This is a genomic window from Stenotrophomonas sp. YJH_SMC_37 (assembly GCF_059370035.1).
In genome coordinates this window covers 17,627-43,767 of record NZ_JCAFTG010000018.1, presented here as the reverse complement: position 1 = coordinate 43,767, position 26,141 = coordinate 17,627, and the positions used below count along the sequence as shown (strand labels likewise).

At 66.7% G+C, this 26,141-nt stretch carries 23 protein-coding genes; 9 read left to right on the top strand and 14 right to left on the bottom strand.

Going from position 1 to position 26,141, the window contains the following annotated elements:
- Position 1 precedes the first annotated feature (1 nt).
- Positions 2-895, top strand: coding sequence for a heme o synthase (gene cyoE, locus AC5P8J_RS18750; protein WP_111127774.1), 894 nt, complete (start codon positions 2-4; stop codon positions 893-895).
- 164 nt (positions 896-1,059) lie between these two features.
- Here cyoE and AC5P8J_RS18745 read toward each other — a convergent pair whose 3' ends face one another.
- The 6 genes from AC5P8J_RS18745 to rpsU all read right to left on the bottom strand — a co-directional run bounded on the left by AC5P8J_RS18745 (position 1,060) and on the right by rpsU (position 6,206).
- Positions 1,060-2,031, bottom strand: coding sequence for a bile acid:sodium symporter family protein (locus AC5P8J_RS18745; RefSeq protein WP_483017513.1), 972 nt, complete (start codon positions 2,029-2,031; stop codon positions 1,060-1,062).
- 28 nt (positions 2,032-2,059) lie between these two features.
- Positions 2,060-2,560, bottom strand: coding sequence for a protein tyrosine phosphatase family protein (locus AC5P8J_RS18740; RefSeq protein WP_483017512.1), 501 nt, complete (start codon positions 2,558-2,560; stop codon positions 2,060-2,062).
- Between the two features lie 27 nt (positions 2,561-2,587).
- Positions 2,588-4,327, bottom strand: coding sequence for a DNA primase (dnaG, locus tag AC5P8J_RS18735; RefSeq protein WP_494533847.1), 1,740 nt, complete (start codon positions 4,325-4,327; stop codon positions 2,588-2,590).
- Between the two features lie 61 nt (positions 4,328-4,388).
- A complete protein-coding gene (locus AC5P8J_RS18730) occupies positions 4,389-5,309 on the bottom strand; it encodes a YihY/virulence factor BrkB family protein (RefSeq protein ID WP_164144983.1) in 921 nt (306 codons plus the stop codon).
- Positions 5,310-5,413: 104 nt separating this feature from the next.
- A complete protein-coding gene (locus tag AC5P8J_RS18725; RefSeq protein ID WP_005415013.1) occupies positions 5,414-5,857 on the bottom strand; it encodes a GatB/YqeY domain-containing protein in 444 nt (147 codons plus the stop codon).
- Between the two features lie 133 nt (positions 5,858-5,990).
- On the bottom strand, positions 5,991-6,206 hold the full coding sequence (gene rpsU / locus AC5P8J_RS18720) for a 30S ribosomal protein S21 (RefSeq protein ID WP_002808376.1): 216 nt from the start codon (positions 6,204-6,206) through the stop codon (positions 5,991-5,993).
- A 166-nt stretch (positions 6,207-6,372) separates the two neighbouring features.
- Here rpsU and tsaD point away from each other — a divergent pair, with 166 nt between their 5' ends.
- Positions 6,373-7,398, top strand: coding sequence for a tRNA (adenosine(37)-N6)-threonylcarbamoyltransferase complex transferase subunit TsaD (gene tsaD / locus AC5P8J_RS18715; protein WP_058981476.1), 1,026 nt, complete (start codon positions 6,373-6,375; stop codon positions 7,396-7,398).
- Positions 7,399-7,431: 33 nt separating this feature from the next.
- On the opposite strand, the gene AC5P8J_RS18710 is transcribed toward tsaD, so the two are convergent.
- Entirely contained in the window at positions 7,432-8,097 is a 666-nt protein-coding gene (locus AC5P8J_RS18710; protein WP_494540282.1) for a hypothetical protein, read from the bottom strand.
- Positions 8,098-8,455: 358 nt separating this feature from the next.
- Here AC5P8J_RS18710 and folB point away from each other — a divergent pair, with 358 nt between their 5' ends.
- From folB to AC5P8J_RS18690, 4 genes are all read left to right on the top strand, one after another.
- Complete coding sequence (folB, locus tag AC5P8J_RS18705) at positions 8,456-8,809, top strand: dihydroneopterin aldolase (RefSeq protein WP_005415016.1); 354 nt, start codon at positions 8,456-8,458, stop codon at positions 8,807-8,809.
- A 91-nt stretch (positions 8,810-8,900) separates the two neighbouring features.
- Positions 8,901-10,172 (top strand): mechanosensitive ion channel family protein, encoded by a 1,272-nt coding sequence (locus tag AC5P8J_RS18700; protein ID WP_494540283.1) that lies wholly within the window; start codon positions 8,901-8,903, stop codon positions 10,170-10,172.
- A gap of 128 nt (positions 10,173-10,300) precedes the next feature.
- Positions 10,301-12,475, top strand: a complete 2,175-nt coding sequence (locus AC5P8J_RS18695; RefSeq protein ID WP_134731195.1) for a glycoside hydrolase family 3 N-terminal domain-containing protein — start codon at positions 10,301-10,303, stop codon at positions 12,473-12,475.
- A 130-nt stretch (positions 12,476-12,605) separates the two neighbouring features.
- A complete protein-coding gene (locus AC5P8J_RS18690; protein ID WP_134731193.1) occupies positions 12,606-13,163 on the top strand; it encodes a hypothetical protein in 558 nt (185 codons plus the stop codon).
- A 114-nt stretch (positions 13,164-13,277) separates the two neighbouring features.
- Here AC5P8J_RS18690 and AC5P8J_RS18685 read toward each other — a convergent pair whose 3' ends face one another.
- A complete protein-coding gene (locus AC5P8J_RS18685; RefSeq protein WP_134735024.1) occupies positions 13,278-14,447 on the bottom strand; it encodes a PQQ-dependent sugar dehydrogenase in 1,170 nt (389 codons plus the stop codon).
- Positions 14,448-14,615: 168 nt separating this feature from the next.
- On the opposite strand from AC5P8J_RS18685, the gene yiaA reads away from it, so the two are divergent.
- Positions 14,616-15,068, top strand: a complete 453-nt coding sequence (gene yiaA / locus AC5P8J_RS18680) for an inner membrane protein YiaA (protein WP_171953321.1) — start codon at positions 14,616-14,618, stop codon at positions 15,066-15,068.
- A 107-nt stretch (positions 15,069-15,175) separates the two neighbouring features.
- Here yiaA and AC5P8J_RS18675 read toward each other — a convergent pair whose 3' ends face one another.
- From AC5P8J_RS18675 to AC5P8J_RS18650, 6 genes are all read right to left on the bottom strand, one after another.
- Positions 15,176-15,499 carry a hypothetical protein gene (locus AC5P8J_RS18675; RefSeq protein WP_494540284.1) on the bottom strand — a complete coding sequence of 108 codons (324 nt, stop codon included), beginning with the start codon at positions 15,497-15,499 and terminating at the stop codon, positions 15,176-15,178.
- A gap of 110 nt (positions 15,500-15,609) precedes the next feature.
- On the bottom strand, positions 15,610-16,911 hold the full coding sequence (locus AC5P8J_RS18670; protein ID WP_134735023.1) for an amino acid permease: 1,302 nt from the start codon (positions 16,909-16,911) through the stop codon (positions 15,610-15,612).
- Positions 16,908-17,669, bottom strand: coding sequence for a L,D-transpeptidase family protein (locus AC5P8J_RS18665; RefSeq protein ID WP_134731188.1), 762 nt, complete (start codon positions 17,667-17,669; stop codon positions 16,908-16,910). The genes AC5P8J_RS18670 and AC5P8J_RS18665 overlap by 4 nt, the downstream gene beginning before the upstream one ends.
- 15 nt (positions 17,670-17,684) lie before the next feature.
- Entirely contained in the window at positions 17,685-18,533 is an 849-nt protein-coding gene (locus AC5P8J_RS18660; protein ID WP_019662204.1) for a MurR/RpiR family transcriptional regulator, read from the bottom strand.
- A gap of 358 nt (positions 18,534-18,891) precedes the next feature.
- Positions 18,892-19,986: a dipeptide epimerase gene (locus AC5P8J_RS18655; protein WP_005415027.1), complete on the bottom strand. Its 1,095-nt coding sequence runs from the start codon at positions 19,984-19,986 to the stop codon at positions 18,892-18,894.
- Positions 19,983-21,422 (bottom strand): C40 family peptidase, encoded by a 1,440-nt coding sequence (locus tag AC5P8J_RS18650; RefSeq protein WP_483017508.1) that lies wholly within the window; start codon positions 21,420-21,422, stop codon positions 19,983-19,985. Before AC5P8J_RS18650 ends, AC5P8J_RS18655 begins: the two co-directional genes overlap by 4 nt.
- 132 nt (positions 21,423-21,554) lie before the next feature.
- On the opposite strand from AC5P8J_RS18650, the gene AC5P8J_RS18645 reads away from it, so the two are divergent.
- Together AC5P8J_RS18645 and AC5P8J_RS18640 are read left to right on the top strand one after the other, a co-directional pair.
- A complete protein-coding gene (locus tag AC5P8J_RS18645) occupies positions 21,555-23,027 on the top strand; it encodes a transglutaminase-like domain-containing protein (RefSeq protein ID WP_227854380.1) in 1,473 nt (490 codons plus the stop codon).
- Positions 23,028-23,078: 51 nt separating this feature from the next.
- Positions 23,079-26,102: a TonB-dependent receptor gene (locus tag AC5P8J_RS18640; protein WP_495217034.1), complete on the top strand. Its 3,024-nt coding sequence runs from the start codon at positions 23,079-23,081 to the stop codon at positions 26,100-26,102.
- The last annotated feature ends 39 nt before the right edge of the window (positions 26,103-26,141 follow it).

The following is a 26,141-nucleotide window of genomic DNA, read 5'->3' as shown; positions in this document are numbered from 1 at the left end:
CATGTTTTCCAATTACCGCCAGTACTGGGACCTGACCAAGCCCAAGGTCGTTGCCCTGATCGTCTTCACCGCCCTGGTCGGCATGGTCCTGGCAATCCCGGGCGTGCCCAGCTGGGAGCAGGTGCGCGCCGGCCTGCTCGGTTTCCTCGGCATCTGGCTGGCGGCCTCGGCCGCAGCCGCCATCAACCAGCTGCTGGACGCGCACATCGATGCGCAGATGGCGCGCACCTCGTGGCGTCCGCTGGTGGTGGGCAAGGTCAAGCCATGGCAGGTGCTGGTGTTTGCCGGCGTGCTGATCGTGCTGTCGATGACCATCCTGGTGCTGTGGGTGAACCTGATCACCGCCGTGCTGACCTTCGCCTCGCTGATCGGCTACGCGGTGATCTACACCGTGTACCTCAAGCGTGCGACCTCGCAGAACATCGTCATCGGTGGCCTGGCCGGCGCGATGCCACCGATGCTGGGCTGGGCCGCGGTGACCGGCATGCAGGGTTCGTCGGACTGGGCGTATTCGTCGCTGCTGGTGCTGATCATCTTCATCTGGACCCCGCCGCACTTCTGGGCGCTGGCGATCTTCCGCCGCGAGGACTACGCGAAGGCGGAGATCCCGATGCTGCCAGTGACCCACGGCGTGGCGCACACCCGCAAGCAGATCATGGTGTATTCGGTGGTGCTGGCGCTGGTCTGCCTGCTGCCGTACCTGGTGGGCATGAGCGGTGCGTTCTACCTGGGCGGCGCGATCGTGCTCAACGCCGTGTTCCTCTGGTACGCCTGGCGCATGCTCAACCCGCCGGACGAATTGTTCTCGATGAAGATGTTCTATTACTCCATCGTCTACCTGATGGCGCTGTTCGCGTTCCTGCTGGTGGACCACTGGATCCTGCCCTGGTTGTAAGGGCCTGATGCATCCACGCATGGCGTGGATCTACCGGCGCCGTTCAACCATCAGCCGAGCATGGGCTCGGCTCTACAGTAGATCCGCACCATGCGTGGATGATTTCCCGCAGCGGCCCGCGCGTTCAGTAGATCCACGCCATGCGTGGATGTCCTCCCGTCGGGTCAGGGCGCGCGCTTCGCGTACCGCTGCGCGATCACGCCGCAGACGATGAGCTGGATCTGGTGGTAGATCATCACCGGCAGCACGATGGCGCCGAGGCTGCCGCCGGCGAACAGCACCTTGGCAATCGGCACGCCGGTGGCCAGGCTCTTCTTCGAGCCGCAGAACACGATGGCGATCTCGTCCTCGCGGTTGAAGCGCAGGCGGCGGGCGATGAAGGTGATCAGCGGCATGGCGATGCCGAGCAGCACGGCGGCCACGACCGCCACGGCCAGCAACGAGAGCAGCGGCGTCTTGCTCCACAGTCCTTCGGTCACCGCCTCGCCGAACGCCGAATACACCACCAGCAGGATCGTGCCCTGGTCGGTGTAACGCAGCAGCGCGCGCTGCTTTTCCACCCAGCCGGCAATCCACGGCCGCAGCAGGTGGCCGGCCACGAACGGCACCAGCAGCTGCAGCATGATGCCGCCGATCGCGTGCAGCGGGTCGTGCACGCCGCCGGAGGTGCCGGCCAGCGCGGTCAGCAGCAGCGGGGTCAGGAATACGCCGAGGATGCTCGACAACGAAGCACTGCACACCGCTGCGGGCACGTTGCCATGCGCCATCGAGGTGAACGCGATGGACGACTGCACGGTGGAGGGCAGGGTGCACAGGAACAGCACGCCCAGGTACAGCTCCGGAGTCAGCAGCCAGCCCGACAGTGGCTTGAACATCAGCCCCAGCAGCGGGAACAGGAGGAAGGTGCAGGCCAGGATGGTCAGGTGCAGCCGCCAGTGCAGCAGGCCGCCGATGATCGACTCGCGCGGCAGGCGCGCGCCATGCAGGAAGAACAGTGCAGCGATGGCGACGGTGGTGACATCGTCGAGGACGATGGCGGCGGCGCCCTTCATCGGCAGCAGAGAGGCCAGGCCGACGGTGCACAGCAGGGCGAGGGTGAAGTTGTCCGGTCGCAGGCGCGACCACCAGCGGGTCATGGTGGGCAGAGTCCTTGGTGCGGAGGAGTCAGGGCGAAATGGATGGCGTGGCCAGGCGCTGGCGGGTGGCGGCTTCCAGCGACTTCAGGCCGGCACGCTGGCCGAGCTGCAGGGCCTGTTCCGGGCTGGCGTGTTCGTAACGTGCATTGACCAGGCCGAGCACGGCGCCGGCGCGGTTGCCGGACGCACAGTGCAGCAGCACCGGCCCCTGGCTCTGCCGCAGGGCCTGGTGCACTGCGCGCACGTTGGCGGCATCGAGCCCGTCGGCACCGGCCACCGGAATGCGCACGTAGCGCAGGCCCAATGATTCGGCAACGCGCGTTTCGTCGAACCCCCGGTCCTCGCCGGGCTGGCGCAGGTCGATCACGGTGCGCACGCCCTGCGCGGCAAGTTCGCCCAGTTGTGCGGCGGAGGGCTGGCCGCCGGCATACAGGCCCGGCCGGACTTCCCTGAGCGGGCCATCTGCGGCCAGGGCCGCCAGTGGCAGGCAGAGCGACAACAACAGCAGGCAGGTCAGGCGCAGCAGCATGGTCCTCTCCGTGAAAACATTCTGCCGCTACAGGCGCAGCCCGGCGCGGGCCTTCAGCAGCTCGCGCAGTTCGTATTTGTCAGTATCATCCAGGCCCTGCTGGCGCTGCTTTGCCAACAACTCCTCCAGGCGTTGCACCAGCAGCTGTTTCTCCAACTGGGCCACCGCGTCGTGCAGTTCCTGGGTCCAGCTGGCCTCGGTGCCGGGCAGCGTCTGAGCGGCCAGCGTATGCAGCGACGCCTGTTCCTCGCGGCCGTCGAAGTGTTCCAGCAGGGCGCCGGTGCTGATGTCCGGGCGCTGTTCGACCAGCCCCAGCAGTTCCAGCAGCAGCTCCACGCCCGGCAGTCGCAGGCCCTGGAAGTGATGCTTTCCGCCCAGGGTCAGCGCCAGCGACGGCTGCTGCAGCAGCACGGCGATCGCGCCGCGCACCAGGCTGCGCTTGGCCACCGGCTGGATCGCCCGCTGTGGCTGGCGTTGCGGCATCGGCGCGCGCGTGGCCTGGGCAGTGCCGCCCAGGCCGGTCAGCTGCGCCAGCTGCTGCTTCATCAGGTCGCCGAAGGCACCGTCGGGAATCTGCGCCAGCATCGGCTTTGCGCGTTCGGCCAGGCGCGCCTTGCCGTCCAGCGTGCCCAGGTTGATCTCGCGGGTCAGTTCATCGAAGAAGAACTGCGACAGCGGCGTGGCCTGCTTCAGGCGCTCGTTGAAGGCCTCGGCGCCTTCCTTGCGCACGATGGTGTCCGGATCCTCGCCATCGGGCAGGAACAGGAAGAAGGCCTGGCGGCCATCCTTCATGCGCGGCAGCACCGACTCCAGGGCCTTCCAGCCGGCGCGGCGGCCGGCGGCGTCGCCGTCGAAGCAGAAGAACACGTCCGGTGCGTTGCGGAACAGCAGCTCGGCGTGGTCCGGCGTGGTCGCCGTACCCAGCGTGGCCACCGCCTGGGTGACCCCGAACTGGAACAGCGAGACCACGTCCATGTAGCCCTCGACCACGATCAACCGCTCGATCTTCTGGTTGGCCTGGCGCACCTGCCACAGGCCGTACAGTTCGCGGCCCTTGTGGAAGAGCGCGGTTTCGGGCGAGTTGAGGTACTTGGGGCCGTCGTCCTTCTCGAACACGCGCCCGCCGAAGGCGATCACCCGGCCACGACGGTCGAAGATCGGGAACATCACCCGGTCGCGGAACTTGTCGTAGACGTGGCCGCGATCGTTCTTGGAGAACAGGCCGGCGCGGTCGAGCAGCTTCATGCGGCGCTCGTCCTTGCCCAGCGCATCGCGCAGGCCGCTGTAGCCATCCGGTGCGTAGCCGATCTGGAAGCGCGCGCGGTTCGCTTCGTCCACGCCACGGCTTTCCAGATACGCGCGTGCCTTCTCGCTGCCTTCCAGATTCTTCTGGAAGAACTTGGTGGCGGCGTCCAGCGCCGAGTACAGCTCGCGGCTGTCGTCCTGCTGCTGGGGGCTGCGCGGGTTTTCGTTGCGCGGTACTTCCATGCCGGCACGCTTGGCCAGCTCATCCACCGCGTCGAGGAACTCGAGGCGGTCGTAGTTCATCAGGAAGCTGATCGCGGTGCCGTGCGCGCCGCAGCCGAAGCAGTGATAGAACTGCTTGGTGGGCGAGACCGTGAACGACGCCGAGCGCTCGTCATGGAACGGGCAGCGTGCGGCGTATTCCTTGCCCTGGCGCTTCAACGGCACGCGGCTGCCCACCACCTCGACGATGTCGGTGCGGGCGAGCAGGTCGTCGATGAAAGCGTCGGGGATACGGGCCATGGGCAACAGGGCAGGGCGCGGTGCAGGACCACGCGACGGAACCGGGGGCGGTCGGCCTAGTTTACCCCCTGTCGGGCACCTGGCTGGCGGTTGCCGGATCGATGCCGGCTGCGGCCAGGTGATGGCGCGCGCGCAGGCGCTCATCGATCACCGCCGTCATCAGGGCGCCAACGAAGAACACGACGGTGGCGTAGTAGATCCAGACCAGCGAGATCACCAGCGCACCCATCGAGCCGTAGGCACTGCCGGGGGCCACGGTGGCGATGTAGACGCCGATGCCGTAGCGGCCCAGTGCGAACAACGCCGAGGTGATGGCACCGCCGATGAAGGCCTGGCGCCAAGCCACGCGGCGGTCGGGCAGGTAGTGGTACATGAAAGCGAACCCCACCGCGTACAGCAGCAGGCTGGTGACGTAACCCAGCGCGGGGAGGATCGAGGGCAGTTGCGCGAAGGCCACCTGCAGTACCGTGGTGGCAGTCATCGACAGGATCAGCAGGAAGCCCAGGGCCAGCACCACGCCGAACGAGAACACGCGCTTGCGCAGCCAGGCCTTGAGGCCCTCCAGGCGCTCGCCGCTGGTGCGGAAGATGAGGTTCAGTGCGTTCTGCAGCTGCGCGAACACGGCGGTGGCGCCTACGAACAGCAGCAGCGTGCTCCACAGCCCTGCCAACGAGCCGACGTCGGGCTGGTTGTCGGCGTTCTTCAGGACGGTCTCGGCCACGATCGCAGCACTGCTGCCGGCCACCGAGCTGATCTGGTCGACCAGCGCCTGCTGTGCCGGCGGGTACAGCGAAGCGGTCAACCACAGCAGCAGCACCAGCAGCGGTGCCATCGACAGCAGGGCGTAGAACGAGACGGAGGCTGCCTGGGTCAGCACGTCGACGTCGATGAAGCGCTTGGCCACCGCCATCGGAAAGCTGTCCTGCAGGCGCTTGAGGTACTTGTGCAGGGACACGGGAACGTTGGGCTCGGGTTCAACCATGGGTGCGGTTGTAGCAGGCGACCGACGAAGGTGCGGTGAAACGGGTACATCAATGGGGTCAGAGCCCTTTCGCGTTGCGAAAGGGATCCGACCCCGTTGCCGGATTACGCCAGCTGCTGCTTGACCAGCTTGGACACCAGGCCCATGTCGGCCTGGCCAGCGAGCTTGGGCTTCAGGGCGCCCATCAGCTTGCCCATGTCGGCCGGGCCGGAGGCGCCGGTCTCGGCGATGGCGGCCTGGATGGCGGCCACGATCTCGGCTTCGCCCATCTTGGCCGGCAGGTAGGCTTCGATGACCACGATCTCGGCGCGCTCGATCTCGGCGAGGTCTTCGCGGTTGGCGGCTTCGTACTGGCTGACCGAGTCCTTGCGCTGCTTGACCATCTTGTCGAGCACGGCGATCACGGCGGTGTCGTCCAGCTCGATGCGCTCGTCCACTTCGCGCTGCTTGATGGCGGCATTGATCAGGCGGATCACGCCCAGCTTGTGCTTCTCGCCCGCCTTCATGGCGGCCTTCATGTCTTCGGTGAGCTGCTGCTTCATGCTCATGAGGAACCTCGTGGTGGTAGGTGGGGCGGGGCGGCTGCCCGAACCCGGAAACGCAAAAAGCCGGCGACGCTCGCGCGTGCCGGCTTCGGCTCCATCGCGACAGGCAGGCCCGCCGCAATGAAGATGCGTCCGATCAGTACAGGCGCTGACGCTTGGTGACGTCGCGCGACGAGCGGCGCAGCTGACGCTTCACAGCAGCGGCGGCCTTGCGCTTGCGCTCCTGGGTCGGCTTTTCGTAGAACTCGCGCTTGCGGGTTTCGGCCAGCACACCGGCCTTTTCGCAAGTGCGCTTGAAGCGGCGAAGAGCAAACTCGAAGGGCTCGTTCTCGCGGACTTTGACGCTGGGCATGGAATCTCCGGGACACAGTAGAACCGGGTCACGCCCGGCGAGCCGCACATTATAGCGGCGAATCGACAAACTGCAAGCGGCCAACCCTGAATACGGGCCGGCGGTTCGAAAGCAGTGAGATCTGCACGTCCCCCGAGGGGCCGGCAGGGGCGTCATAATAGCAGGCATGCGAGTCCTTGGCATCGAATCTTCCTGTGATGAGACCGGCGTGGCGGTGTATGACACCGACCTGGCCGGCAGCGCGGCCCTGCGCGCCCATGCGGTCTACAGCCAGATCGCCCTGCACGCCGAATACGGTGGCGTGGTGCCCGAGCTGGCCAGCCGCGACCACGTCCGCAAGCTGCTGCCGCTGGTGCGCCAGACCCTGGCCGACGCCGGTCTGGGTGTAGGCGATATCGATGGCGTCGCCTATACGGCCGGTCCCGGCCTGGTCGGCGCGCTGCTGGTGGGTGCGGGCGTGGCCCGATCACTGGCTTGGGCGCTGGAGGTCCCGGCCGTCGGCGTACACCATATGGAAGGGCACCTGCTGGCACCGCTGATGGAAGACGACCCGCCGCAGGCCCCGTTCGTTGCGCTGCTGGTGTCCGGTGGCCATACCCAGCTGGTGGCGGTGGATGCGATCGGCCAGTACCGGCTGCTGGGCGAAACCCTGGACGATGCGGCTGGCGAGGCCTTCGACAAGACCGCCAAGCTGATGGGCCTGCCGTACCCGGGCGGCCCGCAGCTGGCCAGGCTGGCCGAGCAGGGCACGCCGGGCGCGTACCGCTTCGCGCGGCCGATGACCGACCGCCCGGGGCTGGATTTCAGCTTCTCCGGCCTGAAGACCCAGGTCCTGATGGCCTGGCGCGACAGCGACCAGAGCGAGCAGACCCGCGCCGATATTGCCCGGGGCTTTGAGGACGCGGTGGTCGAGACCCTGTCGATCAAGTGCGAGCGCGCGCTGGAAGCGGCCGGGACGAACGTGATCGTGGTTGCCGGCGGTGTAGGTGCCAACAAGCGCCTGCGCGCCCGCCTGCAGCAGATGGCCGAGCGCCTCGGCGGCCGCGCCTGCTTCCCGCGGCCTGCACTGTGCACCGACAACGGCGCGATGATCGCCTTCGCTGGCGCGCTGCGGCTGCAGGCTGGCCAGCACAGCCCGCCGAAGGTGGATGTGACCCCGCGCTGGGACATGGCGACCCTGCCGGCGGTGTGAACCGATAGCGTCGGGCCATGCCCGGCGGACGCATTACCGATGCACTGCCAACGGCGACGCCGCCAGCACGGTTGTCGCCCGCTCATGGCGCTGCAGCCAGCCCAGGGTGTGTGGGCAGCGGGCATGGATCAGCCGCCCGATCGCGGCCAGGTCGGCGCCGATGTCGCGCTCGAGGATGGGCTCGTGATGGGCGATGCGGTTGCGCAGGTGGCGGATGCGGCCAATATCCGCGTGGATGGCTTTCCGGATGACACTGGGGTGGGCGCAAGGCGCATGTCGCAGGACTCCGCTGAGTGCCGGTATCCACAGCGTGGAATCGAAGCGACATGTGAATAGCTGCTGCCAGAACACCATAGGCAGGTTGGCGACGATTTCAGGTGTATCGCTTGCGCGACTGGCAAGTTGTTCCAGTGCCGTGCGTGGAGAAGTACTGGACGAAGTTGGCAGCCTGCGTCTGAAGGCATCATTCCAGGGCCAACGTGGACCGTGCTGCCGAACAAGAACCATTGCCGCGGCGTTGCGGGTGACCACCTCGCACAGATGGACCGGCATCATCAGTGCACTGCACAGCCGCATGTTCCAGAGGTAGAGGGATTCGGCTGTGACGTCGGGGCCGCAGGTCAATGCGATTCTCTCGTAAGTAGACAGACGCTCCGCTGACAACGCGCGCCGCAGTACATCGTATGGAGCCATCGTCATGTGCGGTGGTGAAGGAGGGATCGATGTTCGCGAGAGTGGGCGGCGACGACCATCAGGGAACGTCCTTGTCCGCGCGGCTGATTTTCTGCGTTTTGCCTCGGACGAATACCTGACCTGTCCTGTCGGATTTGGCCTTGACCGGCGATCTGGTCCTTGCCTAATCTGCGTGCCTGCGCCACCGGGACTCGCGGCTGGATTCCAGCTCCCCCTGGGGACAAACGGTAGTACCAAAGGGCCCCGCTAGCGGGGCCCTTTGTCTTTTCCGGGCCCGCCCCGTGCCGGCCATCCATCGCCCGTTCCGGGCAGGCTCACCGCCGTGCCGTTACCATGGCCGCCTGTATTCGGGCGGGTAAGCGCAATGGACAAGGTTTTCATCGAAGGGCTGACGATCGACGCCCTGATCGGTATCTACGATTGGGAACGACGGATCCGCCAGGACCTGGTGTTCGACCTGGAAATGGGCTTCGACAACCGTCGCCCCGCGGCCACGGACGACATCGCCCATACCCTGAACTACAAGGCGGTGAGCAAGCGCCTGGAGCAGTTCGTGCGCGAGTCGGAGTTCGGCCTGGTCGAGACGCTGGCCGAGCGCTGCGCGCAGATCGTGCTGGACGAATTCGACGTGAAGTGGCTGCGCCTGAAGCTGAGCAAACCGGGCGCGGTGCGCGGCGCGCGCGCGGTGGGCGTGATCATCGAACGCTCGCGGGACTGACCCGGTAAATCCGGCTGACGGCGGGAAACCCCGGTAGTGCCGGCCGCTGGCCAGCAACCTTGGCAACAACGAAACAGACAGGAGACAACTGATGGTGGATGCGGTGGTGGCGGTACAGTGGCTGGAACGGCTGCAGAACACACTGGAACCCTATCCCGGCGCCTACCTGGCGTTGATGATCTCGGCGCTGCTGATCGCGGCCGGCCTGGCCAACTGGGTGACCAAGCGCATCCTGCTGCGTGGCCTGCGGCGCCTGCTCAGCCGCCTCCCCGGCGCTGACACCGGCCGCGGCAGCCATCTGATGCGGGTGATCTCGCGCCTGTCCAACGTGGTGCCCAGCCAGGTGATCGCCTCGGGCATCCGCATCGTGCCGGACCTGCCGCCGGGCCTGGTCAGCTTCATCATCGGCGCCTGCCAGGCGTGGGCGATCCTGACCGTGGTGCTGGCCATCTCGCATGCGCTGGATGCGGCCAACGATTTGTACGAGCGCCGCCCCGAGGCACGCAACAAGCCGATCAAGGGCTACCTGCAGGTCGCCAAGATCGTCCTCTTCGTGATCGCCGGCCTGTCGATCGTTGCCACCCTGGCGGGCGTCGACCTGCGCTATCTGGTCACCGGCCTGGGCGCGGCCACGGCGGTGCTGATGCTGATCTTCCAGGACACCATCCTGTCGCTGGTGGCCAGCGTGCAGATCAGCGGCGATGGCCGGGTGCGCATCGGCGACTGGATCGAGATGCCCAGCCAGAACGCCGACGGCGACGTCATCGACATCGCGCTGCACACCATCACCGTGCAGAACTTCGACAAGACCATCACCACCATCCCGACCAAGAAGCTGGTGACCGAGTCGTTCAAGAACTGGCGCGGCATGCAGGAAGCTGGTGGCCGCCGGATCAAGCGCGCGCTGTACCTGGACCAGCACAGCGTCGGCTTCCTGGACGAGGGCGACCTGGCCTTCCTCGGCCAGTTCGCGCTGCTGCGCGACTACCTGCGCGACAAGGAACAGGAACTGGGGCAGTGGAACGGGCGCCTGCGCGAGCAGGGCATGGCCGAGGTCAACAGCCGCCGGGTGACCAACCTGGGCACGTTCCGCGCGTATGTGGAGCGCTACCTGCGCAGCCATCCGGGCATCCATACCGACATGACCCTGCTGGTGCGGCAGCTGCAGCCGACCACCGAGGGCCTGCCGCTGGAGCTGTACTGCTTCACCCGCAGCACCGCCTGGGGCGAGTACGAGGCCGTGCAGTCGGACATCTTCGACCACCTGCTGGCGATCCTGCCAGCCTTCGGGCTGCGCGTGTTCCAGGCGTCCAGCGACGCCATGTTGATGGCCGGGCAGCGCCGGTTGGCCGGCTCGGAGTAAGCTGCGGTGGCCCCGGCGGAGCCATACGGACCCCGCTGGTGGCTGAAACTGAATGAAGAAACCTCTCGCCAAATGGCTCGGGATCGCTAGAATGCCGGGCTTGTAAACGTTTTCATCAAGGACTGCCGGTGGCCTCCGAACGCATCGAATCCCTCATTGCCCAGATGACCGTCGAGGAAAAGGTCGGCCAGCTGGGTGTCTTCGCGGACATGGTCCGCCCGTTCGCCCCGGACGTGAACCCGGAAGCCAACGTGCGCAATGCCGACCAGGTGCTGCAGCAGGTGCGCGAGGGCAAGGTCGGCTCGCTGTTCAATGGCGTGGGCGCCGAGCTGGGCCGTCGCATCCAGCAGGTCGCCACCGAGGAGAGCCGCCTGGGCATCCCGGTGATCCTGGCCGCCGACGTCATCCACGGCATGCGCACCGTGTTCCCGATTCCGCTGGGCGAGGCCGCCAGCTTCGAGCCGGACCTGGCCGAGCGCACCGCGCGCGCCACCGCCATCGAGGCCACGGCCGCTGGCCTGCACTGGACCTACGCCCCGGCCGTGGATATCGCCCGCGACCAGCGCTGGGGCCGTGGCGCCGAAGGGGCCGGTGAGGACGTGGTGCTGGGCTGTGCGTTCGCCGCCGCCCGCGTGCGCGGCTTCCAGGGCAGCGACCTGCGCGCCGCCGATTCGCTGCTGGCCACGCCGAAGCACTTCGCCGCCTACGGCGCGGTGATGGCCGGCATGGAATACAACATGGTGGACATCTCGCCGCAGACCCTGCGCGACGTGCACCTGCCACCGTTCAAGGCCGCCTTCGACGCCGGCGCGATCACCGTGATGTCCTCGTTCAATGACATCAACGGTGTGCCGGCCAGTGCCAACGCTGAACTGCTGACCGACATCCTGCGCGGCGAATGGAAGTTCCCGGGCGTGGTGATCTCCGACTACACCGCTGACATGGAGCTGGTCGCCCACGGCTATGCCGCCGACGACCGCGATGCCACCGCCAAGGCGTTCACCGCCGGCCTGGACCTGAGCATGCAGAGCGGCTTCTATGCTGAGCACCTGCCGGGCCTGGTCGAGAGCGGCGAGGTGCCGATGGCGGTGCTGGATGAGGGCGTGCGGCGCATCCTGTGGCTGAAGGAAACCATCGGCCTGTTCGACGACCCGTACCGTTCGCTTGACCCGGCACGCGAAGCCGATACCTCGTACCTCGACGCGCATGACCAACTGTCGCGCGACGCCGCGCGGCGTTCGATCGTGCTGCTGAACAACCGCGACAACGTGCTGCCGTTGCAGAAGACCGGGCAGAAGATCGCGCTGATCGGCCCGTTCGTGCAGGACCGCGAGAACATCGAAGGCTGCTGGACGCTGTTCGGCGACAAGCAGCGTTACGTGGACCTGGAGACCGGCGTGCGTGCCGCCATCGGCGACGAAGCGATGCTGGAAATCGTGCCGGGCTGCGAACTGGAAGCGGCCATTCCGGGCGGTACCGAAGCGGCGGTGGCTGCCGCGCTGCGCGCCGATGTGGTGGTGCTGGCGCTGGGCGAACCGCAGCGCTACAGCGGCGAAGCACAGTCGCGCGTGGAGATCACCCTGCCGCCGGCACAGCAGGCGCTGGCCGAGGCCGTGGCGATGACCGGCAAGCCGCTGGTGGTGCTGCTGCGCAATGGCCGCGCGCTGGCGCTGCAGGGCGCGGTGCGCAATGCACAGGCTGTGGCGGTGACCTGGTACCTGGGCACGCAGACCGGCCATGCCGTGGCCGATGTGCTGTTCGGCGACTACAGCCCGTCCGGCCGCCTGCCGGTCAGCTTCCCGCAGGTGTCCGGCCAGCAGCCGTACTTCTACAACCACCCGCGCACCGGTCGCCCGGAACTGCCGACGATGTCGGAGTTCAAGGCCCGCTGGCGCGAGATTCCGAACGAACCGCTGTACCCGTTCGGCCATGGCATCGGCTACACCACCTTCGCCTACGGCGTGCCGCAGCTGAGCACTGCACAGCTCGGCTGGGACGACACCCTGACCATCACCACCACGCTGACCAACACCGGCAGCGTTGCTGGCGAGGAAGTCGTGCAGCTGTACATCCACGACCGTGTGGCCAGCCGCGTGCGTCCGGTGCGCGAACTGAAGGACTTCCGCAAGGTGGCACTGCAGGCGGGCGAGTCGACCGACGTGGTGTTCACCCTGACCCGCGAGCAGCTGGCGTTTACCGGCCGCGATGGCGTGCTGCGTGCCGAGCCGGGCCTGTTCGACCTGTGGGTGTGCGCGTCCTCGGCGGCTGGCGAAGCGGTGCAGTTCGAACTGCTGAAGGCCTGATTGAAGAAAAAGGGGACGGAGGGGATTAAGTCGTTAGTGGCACAAACGACTTAATCCCCTCCGTCCCCTTTTTGTTGCCGTCACTGTGGCGGCGCTACCATCGGGCCTCCTGTTTCGATGGAGTGCGCGCATGCGCCGGATGGCCTACCTGATTCCCGCCCTGATGCTGGCCGCCTGTTCGCAGCCGGCGGCACCGCCGGCCGAGCCTGCGGCGGATGCGCCGCCGCCGATGGAGGCCAGCGCGGCAGCGACGCCTGCCGCTGAACCGACAGCGCCGGCTGCTGGACCCGCCGACTTAGCACCGCCCGCACCGGCAGCCGAGGCGCCCGCCGAGGACGCGCGTGCGCGCATCGAGTCGCTGCTTGGCGATGCCGCGCAGTTCGAGAAGGTCTTCAATGCGTTCAAGACCGCCGTGGTCGGCGGGGATCGCGCTGCGGTGGTCGAGGAAGTGCGATTCCCGTTGAACATCAGCGGCGGAAAGAAGATCTCCGGCCCCGGAGAGTTCCAGCGCAACTACGAGAAGATCATCACGCCGGAGGTGGTCAAGGCAGTGTCCGGGCAGGACTTCGGCAAGGTGTTCGTCAACCAGCAGGGCGTGATGATCGGCAGCGGCCAGGTGTGGTTGAGCGGCCAGTGCCTGGACCAGGCCTGCACGAAGACCGAGGTGAAGGTCATCACCATCCAGTAAACGCAGACGGCCCCGCGTGCGGGGCCGTTTGGCAAGGTGGTGCCGGCCGCTGGCCGGCAACCGCAGGATGTCGGAAGGATCCAGGTGCGGGCCAGCGGCCGGCACCGGCGGGCATCAGGACTTCGGGGTGAGCTTCAGCAGGCGCGCCTTGCTGCCGTCTTCCAGCAGCCACAGGGCGCCATCCGGGCCCTGTTCCACTTCGCGGATGCGCTCGCCCATGTTGAAGCGTTCGGCTTCGCGCGCGCTGTCGCCGTCGAAGGCCACGCGCACCAGCGAGGTGGAGGACAGGCCGCCGATGAAGCCGCTGCCCTTCCACTGCGGGAACAGGTTGCCGCTGTAGATCACGAAGCCGGCCGGCGAGATCACCGGCGTCCAGGTCACCTTCGGCGCGGCGAATTCCGGGCGCGTGTCGTGGTCGGGAATCGGCCGGCCGTCGTAATGGTCACCATTGGAAACGATCGGGTAGCCGTAGTTGGCGCCGCGCACGATCAGGTTCAGCTCGTCACCGCCGGCCGGGCCCATCTCGTGTGCCCACAGCTTGCCGTTGGCATCAAAGGCCATGCCGAGGATGTTGCGGTGGCCCAGTGACCACACCTGCGCGGCCACGCCGCCCTGCGAGGCGAACGGGTTGTCGGCGGGCAGGCTGCCACCATCGTTGAGGCGGATGATCTTGCCGAGGTTGCCGCCCATGTCCTGCGCCGGATCGAACTTCTGGCGCTCGCTGGAGCTGATCCACAGCTTGCCGTCCGGGCCGAAAGCAAGGCGATGGCCGTAGTGACCTTCACCACTCACCTTCGGGCTCTGTCGCCAGATCACCTTCAGGTCCTTCAGCTGGCCGGCACCGTTGGCGTCCAGCGCCAGCGTGGCACGGGCCACGGCAGCGCCGCGGGTGTCCAGCGTGCCTTCCTCGGCATAGCTGAGGTAGATCACGTGGTTGCTCGCGAATTGCGGGTGCAGGATCACGTCACCGAAGCCACCCTGGCCGCCGTAAGCGACCTTCGGAACGCCGGTGATCTCATGCTTCTGGCCGCTGGCCAGGTCCAGGTGCTGCAGCTTGCCGCGCTTTTCGGTGACCAGCAGGCTGCCGTCCGGCAGGAAGGTCATCGCCCACGGCTGGTCGAAGCGGCTGATTTCGGTGGCGGTGAACGGGCGCTGGTCGGCAGTGGTGGAGGCTGCGGGCGCTGCGGTCTGGGCGCCGTTGGCGGCCGGGTCGGCGGCATTGCAGGCGGAGGTGGCAAGGATCGGCACAAGGCCGAGGGCGAGCAGCAGGGGCGTGCGGGTCATGGGTATCTCCAGTGCGGGGATGCGGATGGCCGGGCTGTCCCTTGTATACCACCGGCGCCGTGAGCGTCGTGGCCCGAAGGTCCTGCGACCCCTGTGCGAGCGCGGCGGGATCGTCTAGGGTGGGCACGCCCGGGCAAAGCGTGCCCGTCTGCCTGCCAAGGATCTGCAATGAACACTGCCATGCCCCACAAGCCCTCCACCGCCTTCATCGCCGCCTCATGGGTGGCCCTGCTGCTGGGTGCGGCGGCCTACCTGATCGGTCTGTTCAACGCCACGATGGCGCTCAACGAAAAGGGCTACTACCTGACCCTGCTGCTGTTCGGCCTGTTCGCGGCGGTGTCGCTGCAGAAGAGCGTGCGCGACCGCGTCGAAGGCATTGCGGTGAGTGGCCTGTACTACGCGCTGTGCTGGTTCGCGTTGCTGTCGGCGCTGATGCTGCTGCTGGTTGGCCTGTGGAATGCCACGCTGGCACCGAGCGAGAAGGGCTTCTACGGCATGGCGTATGCACTGTCGCTGTTCGGCGCGGTGGCCGTGCAGAAGAACACCCGCGACCTGATCGCCGCCGGTGGTGGCGGGAGCAAGCACAGCGCGATCGTGCCGCCGCTGCCGGAACAGGAATGATCGATCCGGTGTAGAGCCGAGCCATGCTCGGCTCAGTCGAGCATGGCTCGACGTTACAGACGTGGTGCGAGAGCCGAGCGTAGGCCCGGCTCTACAGAAGCATGGCGCTATCGCTTCAACAGCGGGTCCGCCAGGTGCGCTTCGTCCCAGCCACGGCGCACGGCATTGCGCGCCTGCGCCCATTCCAGCCGGCTGCGGCCACGCTCGCTGGCCCAGCGCGACTCCAGTTCAGCTTCGACCTGTTCGTAGGCGCGGATCGTGTCCTGCGCACGCGCGGCGTGGCCGATGCGGTAGGCCGGCTCGTAGTCCTCGAAGAACAGCTGGTCGTCGTAGTACGGCTCGGCCGTGTAGCGCTCGCGCCAGTAGTTGCTGACCGCATCGCGCGGCGTGCTGTCGTCCGGTACGCGGCCGGGAATCTGGTACTCGGTCATGGAAGGCTCCGTTGTGGACGAAGCCTGATCCTGCCTGCGTGGCGGTTAACGGCCCGGTCCGGCAGCGTGATCACCAGATCAATCCGCCGGGCATGGCCCGGCGCTATCGGTCATCCGGCGTCGGCATCCTTGCGCGGCAGCGTGTAGATCACCGCGCCGATGGCGAACGCGATCAGTGCAGCTGCGATGTTCTGCCAGCTGGCACTGGCGAACAGGGCCAGGCACAGCAGCAGCGCCAGTACCGGAATCAGCGGGCCACCCGGCAGTTTCAGTGCGCCCGGCCGGTCCGCATAGCGCTTGGCCAGCACCAGTACCGCAGCGGCCGTTCCGATGTAGGCGAACAGGCGCGTGGTCATCGACAGCAGGGCCAGCTGCACGAACGAACCGGACAGGGCCAGGCCCAGCGCGATCAGGCCTTGGCACAGGATCGACGCGGCCGGCGTGTGGAAGCGCGGATGCACCTGCGCCAGGATCTTCGGCCCATAGCCATCGCGGGCCAGTGCGAACAGGAAGCGCGGGCCCATCATCATCGTGTTGCTGTTGGTTCCGAGGATGGAGATGGTGGCGCCGACCGTCAGGATCAGCGCCAGTGCTTCGCCGCCGAAGCCGGCAGCGGCATCGGCCAGCGGCGTGGCCGAGCTGGCCAGGCCGCCCAGCGTGCCCTGTGCCACCACCTGCACCGCGCCGTAGATGACGGTGACGGTGATGATCATGGTGATCAGCGCGAACGGAATATCGCGACGCGGATTGCGGTACTCGCCGGCAGCGGCCGGGATGTTCTCGAAGCCCGCGTAGGCGTAAAGCAGCAGCAAGGCGGCTTCGCCCATGCGCTGCAGGTCATGCGGGTCCGGACGCTGGCCGGAGAAGGCCAGCTGTGGGTCGATGTAGAACGCACCGATGGCCACGAACAGCAGCAGCGGCAGCATCTTGCCGATCACCAGCACCACGCCGGTACGCGCGGCCGAGCGCACGCCGATGATGTTGACGCCGGTCAGGAAGCCCAGCGACACCACGATCACCGCGATGCGCCCCATGCCGGCGCCGGCCCACGGCCAGAAGCGTGCGACGGCATCGGCCAGCGCGTTGCTGAGTGCGGCCGCCGAGCTGATGCGGGTCAGCCAGATCATCCAGCCGATCTCGAAACCGGCGAAGCGCCCGAACGCCTCGCGTGCATACAGGTAGCTGCCGCCGGGTTCATCGAAGTAGCTGGCGGCCTGCGCATAGCACAGCACCAGCAAGGCCACGACGATGCCGGCGGCGACCACGCCCCACAGGCTGAAGGGGCCGAGCAGGGCGACGGTGGCGGCCGGCAGCAGGTAGATGCCGCTGCCGATCACATCGTTGATCGACAGGCCGACGATCTGCCAGCGGCTGACCGCGCGTTGCAGCTGCGGTTCGTCCTGTGCGCTCAATGGCCGTCTCCATTCAATGAAGGCAGCTCCCATTGCGCCTGCAGTCGCCTGTACTCGGCGCGCGGCAGCAGCACGAAACGCGGCGCGTCCTGCGGCCGCAGCCAGTCCAGCAGTGCCTGCATGCGTTCCTGCGGCATGGCCGTGCAGCCGGCGGTGGCCTCGCCGGGCTGGCGCCACAGATGGGCGAAGATGCAGCTGCCCTTGCCGGGCTGGTTGTCCGGGTTGTGGGCGATCACGAAGCCCTCCCGGTAGCGCACGTCGCCCTTGTTGTGCAGATCCAGCCGCATCGGCTCGGTGGAGCCCTTGACCGCTGCATTGCCGACCTTCTTTTCATCAACGATGCGGTTGTAGAACGGCGAACCGGGCACGTCCATGCAGTAGCTGCTGTCCAGCATCGGCTGGTAGGGCATGGCGGTGCCGCGGCGGGTGACGGCATAGCCGAACGCACTGCCGAGCGCGAATATGCCGGCCGGGCTGCGGCCATCGCCTTCCTGCTTCTGCGGGCCGTCGGCCTGCGCCGGGTGCAGGCCCAGGCCCCAGGCACTGCCGGTGCGGCCGAGCGCCACCGGGAACGCCTGTCCATGCGCGTGCCAGCCCTTGCCGTCGCGCACATAGGCCTGCAGTTGCCCCTGGGTGCTGTCCCAGCCTTCGCTGGTGACCACGATCAGCTGGCGCGCGCCATCCAGCGGCGCCGCGTGAACGGACACCGCCGTAGCAAGCAGCAGTGCAGCGGTAGCGAGACGGACCAGTGATTTCATCAACAGGTGCTCCGGTCAGGAATCCAGCAGGTGGTCGATCCGCTCCAGGTTCACCGCAAGCTGCTGCTGGCGGTCCGGATTGGTGTGGCAGAGCAGCACGAACAGGAAATCGAGCAGGGCGTGCATGGCGCTACGGTACAGCAGCTGCGCGACCTGCGGCGTGCGATCGTGCGCGCACACCACCAGCGCTGCGTCAGCATGCGCGCGCAGCGGGTTGGCGGTATGGCGGGTGATGGAAATCATCTTGCCACCCATGTCCTGGAACTGGCGCGACAGCTGGGATAGCTGCGGCAGGTTGCCGAATTCGGAGAACACCAGCAGCGCATCGCCCGGGCGCGCGGCCGAGAGGTTGGCCAGCATCAGGATCGGGTCGGTGTGGGGTACCACCAGCAGCCCGAGCAGCGACAGCCGCATGGCAAACTCGCGGGCGAACAGGCCGTCGTCTCCCAGGCCGTACACGAACAGCTTGGGCGCACCGTCGAGCAGCTGCACGATGCGCTCGATCTCCGCGCGTGGATTGGCCTGGCGTGTTTCCTCCTCGGCCTGCGCCTTGCTGCGGCGCAGCGCCTCGCCCAGGCGCAGGTAGTCATCGCCGCTGTCGGGTTCGTCGGGCGCCTGCTGCGGATCGGCACCGGCGCGGGCGACGTCCTGGCCGATGGAGTACTTCAGGTCCGGGTAGCCCTTGAAGCCGAGCTTCTGGCTGAACTTCACCACGCTGGACTGGCTGATGCCGAGCGCACTGGCCAGCTGCTGTGACGAGTAGTCGCGCAGCAGGTGGGCGTTGTCGAGGATGAAGTCGGCGATGCGGCGCTCGATGGCCGACATCTGCCCGCGCTCGGTGCGGATCTTCAGCAGGGGCGGCATGCGGGGTGTCCGGGCATGTGTGGGCGCGTTGCGGCTGGCAGCGTAGAGCGTGTCATGGAATGGGTCGAGCGGGTTCCAGCCTCGAAGAGGTTACGGAGCGCGGTTGTTGCTTTTGACGTTGAGTCCGCCTTCAAGCGAGCCGGGCACCGCAGGTCCGGCGAGGGCGAAGAGGCGCGGGTGTCTGAGCGTAGCGAGTTCCCGCGCCGTCCCTCGACGGGCCGAGGAGCGCAGGGAACCGGTGCGTAGCACCGGCTAGCGGCCGGCGGAGCGTTTCTTCTGGTTACTTTTCTTTTCGCGAAAAGAAAAGTAACGCGCGACCCAGCGCCAGTGGCACGCAACGTCAGCCGCAAGGCAGAAATCACCCCAGCATCTCCAGCCCACGCACCTCAGTAATGCCCAGCCCCGGCACGTCGCTGATGCTGATCTCCGATTCGTTGAAATGCACGCCGCCGCTGACCGGGTCGAACTGGCCCAGCGAGGGACCGTCGAGGTCAACCTTGGTGATCACATCACTCTTGGCCACGGCCAGGTGCACGGCTGCGGCCACGCTGATGCTCGACTCGATCATGCAGCCGATCATGCACGGCACGCCGTAGATGCCGGCGATGTCGGCGATGCGGATCGCGTTGGATAGGCCGCCGGTCTTCATCAGCTTGATGTTGATGATGTCGGCCGCGCGCTGCTGGATCAGGTCCATCACCTGGCTGGGGCTGAACACGCTTTCGTCGGCCATCACCGGCGTGTTGACGCGGTCGGTGACGTACTTCAGGCCACTGATGTCCGCGGCCTTCACCGGCTGCTCCAGCAGCTCCAGTACCACGCCGGCTTCCTCCAGCGTGCGCATCGCATGCACCGCCTGCTTGGCGGTCCAGCCCTGGTTGGCATCCAGGCGCAGCAGGGCGCGGCCTTCCACGGCGGCATGGATCGCCTTGACCCGTTCGATGTCCAGCCCGATGTCCTTGCCGACCTTGATCTTCAACGACTCGAAGCCGCGTTCGATCGCTGACAGCGAATCGGCCACCATCTTGTCGATGTAGTCCACGCTGATGGTGATGTCAGTGGTGATCACCGGGTCGCCGCCGCCGAGCATCTGGTACAGCGGCGCACCGTGCAGCTGCGCCCACAGGTCGTACAGCGCGATCTCCACCGCGGCCTTGGCGCTGGTGTTGCGCTCCATCGCGGTCTGCACCAGCGTGCACAGGTGGTTGAGGTTGACCACGTCCTGGCCGATCAGGCGTGGGGCGATGAAGTGGCGGATCGCCTCGATGATCGAGCCGTGCGTATCGCCGGTGATCACGGCGGTGGCCGGGGCTTCACCATAGCCGGTGTTGCCGCTGTCGGTGCGGATCAGCACCACCACGTCTTCCACGGTTTCCACCGTGCGCAGCGCGGTCTTGAACGGTGTCTTCAACGGCACGCGCAGCATGCCCAGTTCGATGGCGGTGATCTTCATTCGGGAGTCTTGGCCCGCAGGCGCTGGATGTTGGTGATGCGGTCGATGTAGCGGACGGTGTCGCTGGCCATCATCGGCTCCAGCGGCGTGACCGAAACACCATTGAGATGGGCCTGCACGCGCGTGCCGTCGGCACCGAACCAGCTGCCGCCCGCTGTATCGTGGATCACCCAGGTGCGGCCGTCGACGTGGCCGATGGCCATCATTACGTGGCCGGGGATGTAGACCAGATCGCCGACCTTCAGGTCGGTGACGGCACGGTCGCGCAGTGCCTTGCCGACCTTGTCGGTGAACGGCAGGCGATCCAGTGCCGGGCTGACCGCCTGTGCACTGGTATTGCGCGGCAGCAGCACGCCGAAGCTGCGGTAGATCTCGGAAACGAAACCGCTGCAGTCGCGCGTGTCGTAGTCGTGGCCCCAACCGTAGCGCTCGCCGAGGAACTTGAAGGCCTGCTGCAGCAGCAGGCGCGGGGTCATTGGCAGGTAGTCGGCGGCGGTGTCCTGCGAGCGCGGCAGCAGCGCTGGTACCAGCTTCAGGCGGCCATCGGCTTCGCGCACCGGCAACTGCACCACCCACGAGGCGTGGGCCTGCTGGCCGTTCACGGGTTCTGAAGCGGGCCAGTCGGCCAGCACCGGCAGGCGCACGCCCATGTCCAGCTGCAGGCGCGACACGCGCGGCTCCTCCGGGGTATAGGCGGTCTGTGCGGTGGCGCCGGTGACGATCCGGTACGGGCCCTTTGCGCCGTAGCCGAGCACCGTGGCCTTGTCGCCGCCGGCGATGGCGTCGGCTTCGATCCACGCGCTGTAGCGCTCGCTGTGCACGAACAGCCAACGGCCGTCGGCGCTGCGGTGGACCACGGCGACCTTGTCGCCGGGGAACAGTGCCGATTCCTGGAAGCGGTCGATGTCGGTGTCACCGGCAGTGCTGAAGACCCGCTCGCGGGTGGGGAAGGTACGCAGTGCCGCGCGCTTCACCACCAGCCCGTAGGCCGGTGCCACCTTGGCAGGGATTGCATCGAGGCCGAGGTTGGCTTCGATCGCGCTGCGCAGCGCGGGTGCGATCGCCTGGCCCTTGTCGTTGTAGAGGGCGCGGGTGGGCCAGCTCGACAGCGCGGTGATGCTGGCGCGAACCGTCGCCGCATCAAGCTGGGCGGGCAGTGCGGCGATGTCCTGGATGTGGCTGTCCTGCGCCCGCATCCGCGCGTTCTGTGCTTCGATCTGCGCGCGATCCAGAATCGGCGCATCGGCGTTGTCCAGGCGCGCGGCCCAGTACTGCGGGGTCAGATAGGCCTCGTGCAGGCCGATCACATAGGGCAGCGGCGCACCCGGGTCGGGCGGTGGGGCCGCCTGTGCAAAGGCCGGAGCGGCCAGCAGGCACAGGGCCAGGGTCAAGCGGCGCGGCCAATGCCGGTGCCGTTCGCGGAAAGCCAGGCTCATGCGGTGAACACCCTCCTCGAATGCCTGTTGGAATATTTATTCCTTTCGGCATGGAAAGCAAGAATAAATTATTGACCGGCATCCCGGCCCGTGTTACACAGCCATTACCACCCGCGCTGGGGAAGTGTCGCTGTGGATCCTGCCGTTCGCAAACCGCGTCTGACTGCCGCCGCCGGCCTGGGTGCCGTGTTGCTGCTGTGGGTGTCGGCCACGCACGCGACGGATGGGCATAGCAGCCAGCAGCGGGCGCGCCAGACGCAGGTGATCGACCTGATCGACAGCGGTCGCTTCAGCGATGCCGAAGCGCTGCTGGCAACGGCAGGCGATACCACCGAGGGGACCTTCCAGCGCGAGCGCATGCGCCGCATCCGCCTGGATTTTTCCCTCGACGAGGCCGCGGCCAAGGCGGCCGTGCGCCGCTGGATTCCCGATCTGACCGACGAGGAATTTGCGCGCTGGGACCAACTCGGCCTGATCGAGCATCTCGATACCGATGGCGAGCGTTGGTACTTCAAGCGCGCACCGTCGAACCTGTTCCTGCTCAGCGACGAAGCACGCGCGCGCCGCCGCACGGATGCACCGATGCCGCCTCCGGGCCCCAACGAAGTGCTCAACGCCCACCACGCAGGCGTGGTTGCCGCGGCCGAACAGAGTGGCCAGGCGTCGGTACTGCCGCAGCGCTACGAATTCACCCAGTCGCTCACGGTGAAATCCGATGTGGTGCCCGCCGGTGAAACGATCCGCGCGTGGATTCCGTACCCGCGCGAGATCCCCGGGCAGCAGGAACAGGTGCAGTGGCTGGGCAGCACCCCGGGCAAGGCGCGGGTGGCACCGGCCAGTACCCTGCAGCGCACCGCGTACCTGGAAGCCAAGGCAGTGGCTGGGCAGCCGACGCGCTTCGAGATCCGCTACGCGGTCACGATCCTCGCCCGGCATACCGCGATCGACCCGGCCAAGGTACAGCCAACCCCGGCTGATCCGGCCTTGAAGCCCTATCTGGCCGAGCAGCTGCCGCATGTGCGCTTCACCCCGGCGCTGAAGCTGTTCTCCGACCAGGTACTGCAGGGCGAGACACGTCCGTATGAAGTGCTGCGCAAGCTGTTTGCTGCCGTGGATCGCATTCCCTGGGCCGGTGCGCGCGAATACTCCACGCTCAGCAACATCAGCGATTACGCGCTGCATGCCGGCCATGCCGACTGCGGCCAACAGACCCTGCTGCTGATCGCGCTGCTGCGCATGAACGGCATTCCCGCGCGCTGGCAGTCGGGCATGGTGTTCTCCGGCGATGGCAGCGGCTACAACAACCTGCATGACTGGGGGCAGGTCTACCTGGCGCCGTATGGCTGGCTGCCGATGGACGTGACCACCGGCGCGCTTGCCAGCGATGTGCCTGCACTGCGCGATTTCTACCTGGGTGGCCTCGACGGCTACCGCATCGCCTTCAACGACGATTTCGGCCAGCCCTTCGTGCCGGCCAAGCAGCACTTCCGTTCGGAAACGGTCGACTCGCAGCGCGGCGAGACCGAGTGGGCAGGCGGCAACCTGTACTTCGACCAATGGAGCTACGACTTCCAGTGGCGGGTACTGCCAGCCAGGCAACGCTAGCGCGACACACCGCATTCCACACCATTCAATTCTTGCAGGAGAGAGCAGGGGATGAAGGCTTACAGCATCAAGCGGGCGGCGTTGTGCGTCGCCCTTGGGGCGTGTCTGGGCGTAGTGCTGCCCGGCATCGCGATGGCACAGAACGTGAGCGGCGCAGTTGCCGGCCGTGCAACCGCGGGCGACCAGGTGACCGTGGTCAGCAACAGTACGGGTCTGACCCGTACCGTCACCGTCGGCGCCGACGGCAGCTACCGCCTCGGCCAGCTGCCGGTAGGTGACTACCAGCTGCAGCTCAGCCGCGATGGCCAGAAGCTGGGCGATCAGATTGCTGTCAGTGTGGCAGTAGGCGGAACCACCACGGTCAACCTGGCCAGTGGCGGCGGCGTCACCAATCTCGATGCGCTGCAGGTGGTCGGCACCCGCGTGGTCAACCGCGTGGATGTCTACTCCACCGAGACATCCTTCAACATCAACCGCCAGGAGATCTCGCGGCTGCCGGTGGCGCAGGACCTGTCTGCGGTCGCGCTGATGGCGCCGGGCGTGGTCGGCGGCAACTCGTCATTCGGCGGCCTGTCATTCGCTGGTTCATCGGTGGCCGAGAATGCGGTCTTCATCAATGGCCTGAATGTCACCGACATGTATACCCGTCGCGGCTTCAGCACCGCGCCGTTCGCCTTCTTCAAGGAGTTCCAGGTCAAGACCGGTGGCTACTCGGTCGAGTTCGGCCGCTCCACCGGTGGCGTGATCAATGCGGTGACCCGTTCGGGCAGCAACGAATTCGAGGGCGGTGTTGAAGTCACCGCCGAGCCCAGTGCGTGGCGCGCCAGTGGCGGCGATCATTTCCACCGCGACGGCACCCCGCATTCCTACGGCAGCCGCGACAACAACTCCTTCCTGAAGACCAACGTGTGGGGCTCCGGCCCGATCGTCAAGGACAAGCTGTTCCTGTTCGCGATGTACGAAGACCGCAGCGACAAGGGACACAACACCTCGTCCGATGGCAGTACCTGGTTCAAGAACGATTCCGGCAACGGCTTCTGGGGCACCAAGCTGGACTGGAACATCAACGACAACCACAGCCTGGCGCTGCTGGCGTTCTCGGATGAGGGCGATGTCACCAATGCGTCGTACGGTTACAACTGGAACGCCGACCAGCTCGGCGCCTGGGGCGGCGATTCGGTCACCGAGACCGGCGGCCGCAACTGGTCGGCCACCTACACCGGCCACTTCGGACAGAACTTCACCGCGCGCGCCATGGTCGGCCAGAACAACCAGCGTGCGTTCACCAATTCATCGCTGGATCAGGCCTGCAGCCCCGTGTTCACCGACAGTACCTACGGCCCGCGCCTGGGCAAGCTGCAGGGCCTGCGCGCAGGCTGCCACCCCACGGGCACGGCAGTGGCCGAGCGTGACGATACCCGTGACGTGGCGCGACTGGACTTCGAATGGCAGCTGGGTGACCACCTGCTGCGCTTCGGTGTCGACCGTGAGCTGATGACCACAAAGCAGTCCACCCGCTACCCCGGCCCGACCGAACTGAGCTACACCGCCTACGTGGCGCGCCCCGGCGATGAAGTCTGGGACGGTGCCAATGCCTACGTACCGGCTGGCGTTACCGAAATGCTGCGTGCGCGCAACCGCAAGTCGGGCGGCACGTTCGAGACCGAAGCCAATGCGCTGTACGTGGAAGACATCTGGAACATCACCCCGAACCTGATGCTGAACCTGGGCGTGCGCTGGGACCGTTTCGAGAACCGTACCGCCGCCGGCAAGGCGTTCATCAAGATGGATGACCTGATCGCACCTCGCGTCGGCTTCTCGTGGGACATGCGTGGTGATGCCAGCACCAAGCTGTTCGGCAACGCCGGCCGCTACTACCTTCCGGTTACCAACAACATCAACGTGAACTTCGCCGGTGGCCTCACTGACGAATACAGCTACTACGTGCTCAACGGCTGGGAGCGGAAAACCTCGCCGACAGGCTCACCGTACATGGCACCGATCGTCGGCCAGCAGATCGGCCCGACCGACACCCGCATGAACACCGGCGGTGCCGACCTGCGCCAGAGTGTGGATCGCGACCTCAAGGCGGTCTACCAGGACGAGTACATCCTGGGCTTCCAGAACATGATCAACCAGGCATGGTCGTGGGGCGTCAACGCCACCTATCGACGGATGACCCGTGCGCTGGACGACATCCGTATCAATTACACCCCGTGCGGCCCGACCCCGAGCACGCTGTGGCCGATCGCCAACCCGGGCGAGAGCCTGACGATCTGGGGTGATAAGAGCATCGGCTGCGCCAACGAGGGCTGGATCACCATCGATACCGCCAACAGCGGTTATCGCAAGGGTGGCAGCGGTGAGGTGATCGGTTACTCCAAGCCCAAGCGCACCTACAAGGCACTGGAGTTCCAGATCGACCGTGCATGGGACGAGAAGTGGATGTTCAACGCGTCCTACCTGTGGTCGAAAAGCGAGGGCAATTTCGAAGGCCCTGTGAATTCCGATACCAACTACGGCGACACGGGCATGGTTCAGTTCTGGGACCATCCGGCCACCAACGAGCGCTATGGCGTGCTGTTCAACGACTTCCGCCACCAGTTCAAGCTGCGTGCCGCTTACGCGCTGAACAAGCAATGGTCGTTCGGAACCACGCTGCAGGTGCAGTCCGGTGGTCCCATCACGGCCTACGGCGTGATGTGGCCAAACGATTCCATCGCCGGTGGTAGTACCTCCAGCGAAGGTAGCGGTGGTGGCACCGGCTGGCTGTGCGTGGCCAACTGTTCCGGCCCGTACAACCAGCGGCAGTTCGAGTACAGCCCACGCGGTGCGTTCGGTCGCCTGCCGTGGACCTGGACCATGGGCGCCAATGTGACCTGGCGTTTGCCGGTGGAGGGCATCGACCTCAGTGCACGGCTGTCGGTGTACAACCTGTTCAACAACCAGAAGACCATCAACGTGCACCAGCGCTATGAAGCGCAGCCCGGCCAGTACCGCGAGGCGACGTTCGCCACCGGGACGCGCTGGCAGGCCCCGCGCTACACCCAGCTGGTGGTGACCTGGAACTTCTGAGGCCACGATCCGCGCCGTCCACCGTGACGGCGCGGGCAA